Source organism: Streptomyces sp. RP5T (assembly GCF_003933965.1).
In the GTDB taxonomy this organism is placed as follows: Bacteria; Actinomycetota; Actinomycetes; order Streptomycetales; family Streptomycetaceae; genus Streptomyces.
The window spans coordinates 1-5,222 of sequence record NZ_RSAJ01000576.1; the positions used below are offsets into that span (position 1 = coordinate 1).

General features: G+C 74.1%; 5 protein-coding genes and 1 pseudogene. 4 read left to right on the forward strand and 2 right to left on the reverse strand.

The window, feature by feature from the left end; all coding sequences use genetic code 11:
• Positions 1–911 (forward strand): PLP-dependent aminotransferase family protein (locus tag EHS43_RS36650; protein WP_148104179.1); only part of this gene is annotated, 911 nt, incomplete at its 5' end.
• Here the strand turns inward: EHS43_RS36650 and EHS43_RS36655 are convergent.
• Both EHS43_RS36655 and EHS43_RS36660 read right to left on the reverse strand, forming a co-directional pair.
• The gene (locus tag EHS43_RS36655; protein ID WP_125194917.1) at positions 820–1,650 is read right to left on the reverse strand and encodes a hypothetical protein; all 831 of its coding nucleotides are present in this window, start codon (positions 1,648–1,650) and stop codon (positions 820–822) included. The genes EHS43_RS36650 and EHS43_RS36655 overlap by 92 nt on opposite strands.
• 130 nt (positions 1,651–1,780) lie before the next feature.
• Entirely contained in the window at positions 1,781–2,209 is a 429-nt protein-coding gene (locus EHS43_RS36660) for a hypothetical protein (RefSeq protein WP_125194918.1), read from the reverse strand.
• Between the two features lie 190 nt (positions 2,210–2,399).
• Here EHS43_RS36660 and EHS43_RS48375 point away from each other — a divergent pair, with 190 nt between their 5' ends.
• From EHS43_RS48375 to EHS43_RS36680, 3 genes and pseudogenes are all read left to right on the forward strand, one after another.
• Positions 2,400–3,827 (forward strand): hypothetical protein, encoded by a 1,428-nt coding sequence (locus EHS43_RS48375; RefSeq protein WP_260470888.1) that lies wholly within the window; start codon positions 2,400–2,402, stop codon positions 3,825–3,827.
• Positions 3,824–4,819 (forward strand): SMI1/KNR4 family protein, encoded by a 996-nt coding sequence (locus EHS43_RS36675; RefSeq protein WP_125194919.1) that lies wholly within the window; start codon positions 3,824–3,826, stop codon positions 4,817–4,819. The genes EHS43_RS48375 and EHS43_RS36675 overlap by 4 nt, the downstream gene beginning before the upstream one ends.
• A 9-nt stretch (positions 4,820–4,828) precedes the next feature.
• Positions 4,829–5,222 (forward strand): annotated as a pseudogene (locus EHS43_RS36680) (hypothetical protein); the annotation flags it as partial.

The window sequence follows — 5,222 nt, forward strand, 5'->3', positions numbered from 1 at the left end:
CCCCCGGCTGGCGCCCCGGCCCGTCCCGGATCCTCTTCACCGGCAATGCCCGCCAGTCCGTCGCCGCCGCCCTCGCCTCGCTGGTGCGGCCGGGCGGCCGGGTCGGCGTGGAGGAGCTGACGTATCCCGTGGTCAAGGACATCGCGGCCCGGCTCGGCATCACCCTGGTGGCGCTGGCCACGGACGAATACGGCCTGCGCCCCGAGTCGGTGGCCGCGGCCCACCGCACCGCTCCCCTGTCGGCCCTCTACGTGCAGCCGACCCTGCACAACCCGACCTCCCTCACCACGAGCCCCGGACGCAGACGCGAACTCGCCGACACCGTGGGCGACTTGGGCATCCCCGTCGTGGAGGACCGCATCTGGTCCTTCCTCGCCGAGGCCGACGACCCCTTCGCCGCGCACGCCCCCGGCCTCACCCATGTCGTCGACGGCCTGTCCAAGCGGGTCGCGCCCGGGCTGACCGTCGGCTTCCTCGTCGTACCGGAGGAGCGGGTGGACGCGGTCGCGGACGCCGTCCGGTCCGGAGGGTGGAGCGCGGGGCGGTTCGCGCTGGAGGCGGGGACGCGGTGGACGCTCGACGGGACCGTGGCCCGGCTGGTCGAGGCCAAGCGGGCCGACGCGGCGCGCAGACAGCGGGTGCTGGCCGCGTGCCTGGACGGGTTCGCCGTACGGTCCGATCCGCGCGCCTACTACGCCTGGTGGCAGCTCCCGGCGCCCTGGCGGGCGGACACCTTCACGGCCGCCGCCGCGGCGCTCGGCATCGCCCTGACGCCCGGACCCTCCTTCGCCGTCGACCCGAACCGCACCCCGGACGCGGTCAGAGTCGGGCTCGCGTCGGCCGCTGTGCCGGATCTGGAACGGGCGCTGCGGACGCTCGCCGGGCTCGCAGCGGGCCGTACGGGCCGGTGAGCCAGCAGCTCAGGGCCACCGCCAGACCGAGGGCCACCAGCAGCCAGGAGACCGTGCGCAGGGTGCCGGTCAGGGCGTCGTAGACGGCGCCCGCGGCCGGGCGGCGCACCGGGTCGGTCAGGTCGGTCAGGGTGAGGCGGCGGCCCACGGCGACGGCGAGGCCCAGCAGGGCGCCGCCCAGGGCAGTGCCGAGGGCGGTCGCGGTGAGGGCGCGGCGGCGGCACGCGGCGACCGCGATACCGGTGACGGCGAGTGCGGCGGCCGTGACGGGCAGCCAGAAACCGGCGACTTCGAGCACGTCGTAGCCCTTCCGGAGGCGGTCGAGCGCGGGCGCCGGGAGCACGGCGACCTCGGTGCGGGGCAGGGTGACCCGGTGCTCCACCCGGGCGGCGATCGGGGCGATGTCGACGGTCACCGCGTGGTGACCGCCCTCCCGCACGGCCCGCAGCACGGCCCGGTGGACCGCCCTGTTGCCCGCCTCCCAGGCGGTGCCGAAGGCCGGGGTCCGGGTCAGGGAGCGCACGAGGGGCCGGGCCGGCTCGCCGACCTCGTCCGCCACCGCGTCCGCCACGCCGTCCCGCACCGCGGGGTCGGCGGCGAGCGGTGCCATCGCGGTGACGTACCGGCCCGTGTCGGCGAGGCCGTACTCCGCCCAGGCCGCCAGCGCGCCGAACGGCACGAGGAGACAGGCCAGGGCGATCAGGGCGGCCGACAGGGCGCCTCGGACACGGGAGGTCACCCCTCCAGGCAAAGCGCCCGCGCGCCGCCGCGCGAGCCGTGGCGGCGGGGATTGCGCCATCCGGTGCACCGGTCACCCGGACGGGTGGCCCAGGGGGCCGGGACCCCGAGGATCCGGCCGGCGGATCCGGTCAGCGGATCCGGTGCCCCTCGGCGTCCTCTCGCGTGTAGTAGCGGTAGAAGAACACCAGGAACACCCCCGCCGCGACCCCCAGCCCCAGGGCGGCCGAGCGCAGCACGCTCTCGCCCGTCTGGCTGTAGAGGAACCCGACGGCCGCTCCGGCGAAACCGGACTTCACCGCCGAGTGGAGTTCCCGCTTGAGCAGCGGGGCGAACGTCGCCACGGCGATGCACAGCACGATGAAGGCGATCGCCGTGACACAGCCGAACAGCCAGTTCCAGCCGGTGATCGGACCGCCGTCCCGGCGGTTCGCGGCCGCCCAGTAGCCGTAGATCAGCCCGAGCACGACCGGGATGCCGTACCTGGCTGCCGTGTGCACCTTGGCGCTGAAGACATCAGGTGTCCGGGCGAACCCGCCCGCGGGTGCCGCATGAGCCATGAGAGCACTCCTCTCTGTCCACCCCGCCACGCCCCCGACTACCAGAGCACACCTGCGAGGGTGGGCCGGCAAGTCGGACGGGCCGACGAGCGGGCAGGAATGGGACGTTTGCCGTCCTGGGAACGCCCCTTCGCAGCCGCACCGGTTACCGTGCTGCCGTACGTGATCGACGGGGGATGGGGAGGGACCGATGCCGGGAACCGTGCTGCTGCTCGCCGCCTCACCGGTGGGCAAGAGCCGTCTGGTGGACGCGGCGTCCGTGCTTCCCGTCCTCGCGGCCGTGCCGCCCGCCGTGCTCTCCGGCACCGAGACGGCCAACGTCGTCGAGCTCGCCGACCCCTTGGAGCCGCAGGCCGTCCTCACCCGGCTGCGTGCCGTCGCGGCCACCCCGGGACCGCTCACCGTCTTCGTCACCGGCCAACTCGCCCTGGACCGCCGCCAGCACCTGCCCCACCTCGCGCTGGCCCGCACCACCCCGGCCACCGTGCGCTACACCGCGCTGCCCTGGCAGTGGATCCGCGAGGAGTTCCGGCTGCGTTCCCCGGGGTCGACGACGCTCGTCCTCGACCTGCACGCCGACGCCGACGCCTGGGGGTGGCTGCGGACGCACACCCTCGACTCCGGCCGCAACAACGCGGTGTTCGGGCGGATCGCACCACCGCCGTCCCGGCGTACGGTGGCCGTGCCGGCGTACATGAAGACGATCGCGACGATCCTGCGCAGCGGGTGGCGTCCGCCGGTCGAGCAGCTGCACCAGCAGGCGTTCACCAGGCTGGGCCCCGAGGCGTACGGAGATGTGGTGCTGACGGTGCCGACGGCGGCCGCACCGGTCGCGCCCGGGGCCCCGTACCGTCTTGAGCAGCCGGGTGCCCGGGTGCCGGTGCCCCCGCAGGCGGCGGTCGCCGCCGTTCCTCCGCGCCCGGAGGGCTCCCCCGGTCCGGAGGCGTACGGGGAGGCCATGCCGGCCGTGCCGCCGGTGCCGGCGGTCGCGCCGGTCGCTGCCGAGGGTGTCGAGGAAGTCCTGGACGAGCGGGTGCAGCGGCGGGGCCTGGTCGCCGCGGGCGGCGGTGGAGGTGAGGGTGGCGCCGCGTACGGAGAGAGCGGCGGCGACCGTGGGCAGTATGCCGTCGCGGCGGTGGCGGAGGACGGGTGCGGGGGGTCTCTCGGCGCTGCTCCAGCCGATGCGGGGATCGCCGCCGAAACCGGCGTGCGGGCTGCCGTCGGTGGCGGTCGTCGTGCCCGTGTGCGGTCCTGTGTGCGGTCCCGTCTGCGTCGTGTTCATGATCGTCTTCCCCTCCCGAGCATCCCCCCGGACGTCACAGACTGCCAAACGGCGTGGCTGGTGCGGAAGCTGGGGCGCTGCGACACGCCCGGGTTCGACCGGTCGTCACGAGGGAGTGACGGCTGGTCACGGAAGCGGAGGGGGCCTGGCCGGTGCCCGGTGACCGGTGTCGTCGTACCGCATAGGCTGTCGGCACCGCGATCCAAGTGGTCGCCGCGTTGCGCGCGGTTGACGCGTGGAGACGGACGAGACAGTCGATACGGCGCGTGGTGGCCCTGCTTTGCCGGGGAGGTCGCCGCGGTCGTACCAGAGCGCCGCAGGGGGCTTTCGCCATGACGACAGGTCGGCTCGGGCAGCAAGCCGCGCCGCCGAACGCGGCCTACGCCGGGCAGGTCGTGCATTTCCCGGACCCGGTCCGGGCCGCGCGTCATCCCGGAGGGGTGCGGGTGGACGAGCGTGGCTACCCCGACTTCTCGCCGTACGCGCGTGCCGCCGCCGAGATCGCCGAGCCGCCGGAGGGTTTCGGGGTCGACGAACTGCGGCTGACGGACTATGTGTCGGCCAACGCGGCGCTCGCGGCGACCCGTCACGAGCTGTGGGACACGGTGCCGGCGGTGGCGACGCCGCACGGCTGGACGTGGCACCACGTGGTGGACTCGCGGCGGCTGGAGCTGATCCCGGTCGAGGTGAAGGCCCTGCTGCGGCACCACGGTGGGATCGCCACGACCCGGGTCGACCAGAACAAGCGGGGGACGCGGCCGTTGCAGGAGACGCGGCCGGCGCACTTCGGGCTGCCGAAGTCGTCGGTGGCGGTGACGGAGTCGCAGGTGCAGGGTGTCGAGGAGGACCTCGGCTACCGGCTGCCCGGCGCCTACCGGTCCTTCCTGAAGGCGGCGGGCGGTTCGGCACCGGTGGGGGCCGCGCTGGACGCGGAGTTGGGACTCCTGGTGGACCAGCCGTTCTTCACGGTGCGCGACGAGGCGGCGGTCAACGACCTCGTGTACGTCAACAAGTGCCTGCGGGACCATCTGACCAAGGACTACCTGGGCGTCGGTTTCGTCCAGGGAGGTCTGCTGGCCGTGAAGGTGAAGGGCGGGGGGATCGGCTCGGTCTGGTTTTGCGCCTACGACGACGCGCGCGACGTCGATCCCTCGGTGCCGCCGGCCGAGCGCGTGGAGCGTCTTCTGCTGCCCTGCGGTGCGGACTTCGACGAGTTCCTGGCCCGACTGGCCGGTAATCCGCCGGAGTTGGAGACGGTGGCGAATCTGATGGTGGACGGCGGGTTCGCCCGTTCCGTTCCCGTGTCTTCTTCCGTGTCGGGGGAGTGAGCTTCAGCGATGGTGACGTTCGCGCAGGCGCAGGAGCGCGCGGAAGAGTGGATCAACGGGGACGTGCCGTCGTACCAGCACCGTGAGGTGCGGGTGCGGGAGTTCGGCCTCGGGTTCGTGGTGTGGGCCGAGGACCGTGCGGAGGGGCCGCGTTCGGACGGGGGCGCGCAGCGGCTGGTGATCGCCCGGGACAGCGGGGAGGCCACGCTGTGGCCCTCGTTGCCGGTGGGTGAGGTGATCCGCCGCTACGAGGAGGAGTACGGGCATCAGGACCGGGCCGGCGCGGGTGCGGGAGCGGGGGGTGCGGCCGCGTCGCGGGTCGATCTGAACCAGACGTCGTTCCTGCTGACGCCGCCGGAGTGGTTGCAGGACGCGGCGGACAAGCTGGGGATCGGTGGGGCGG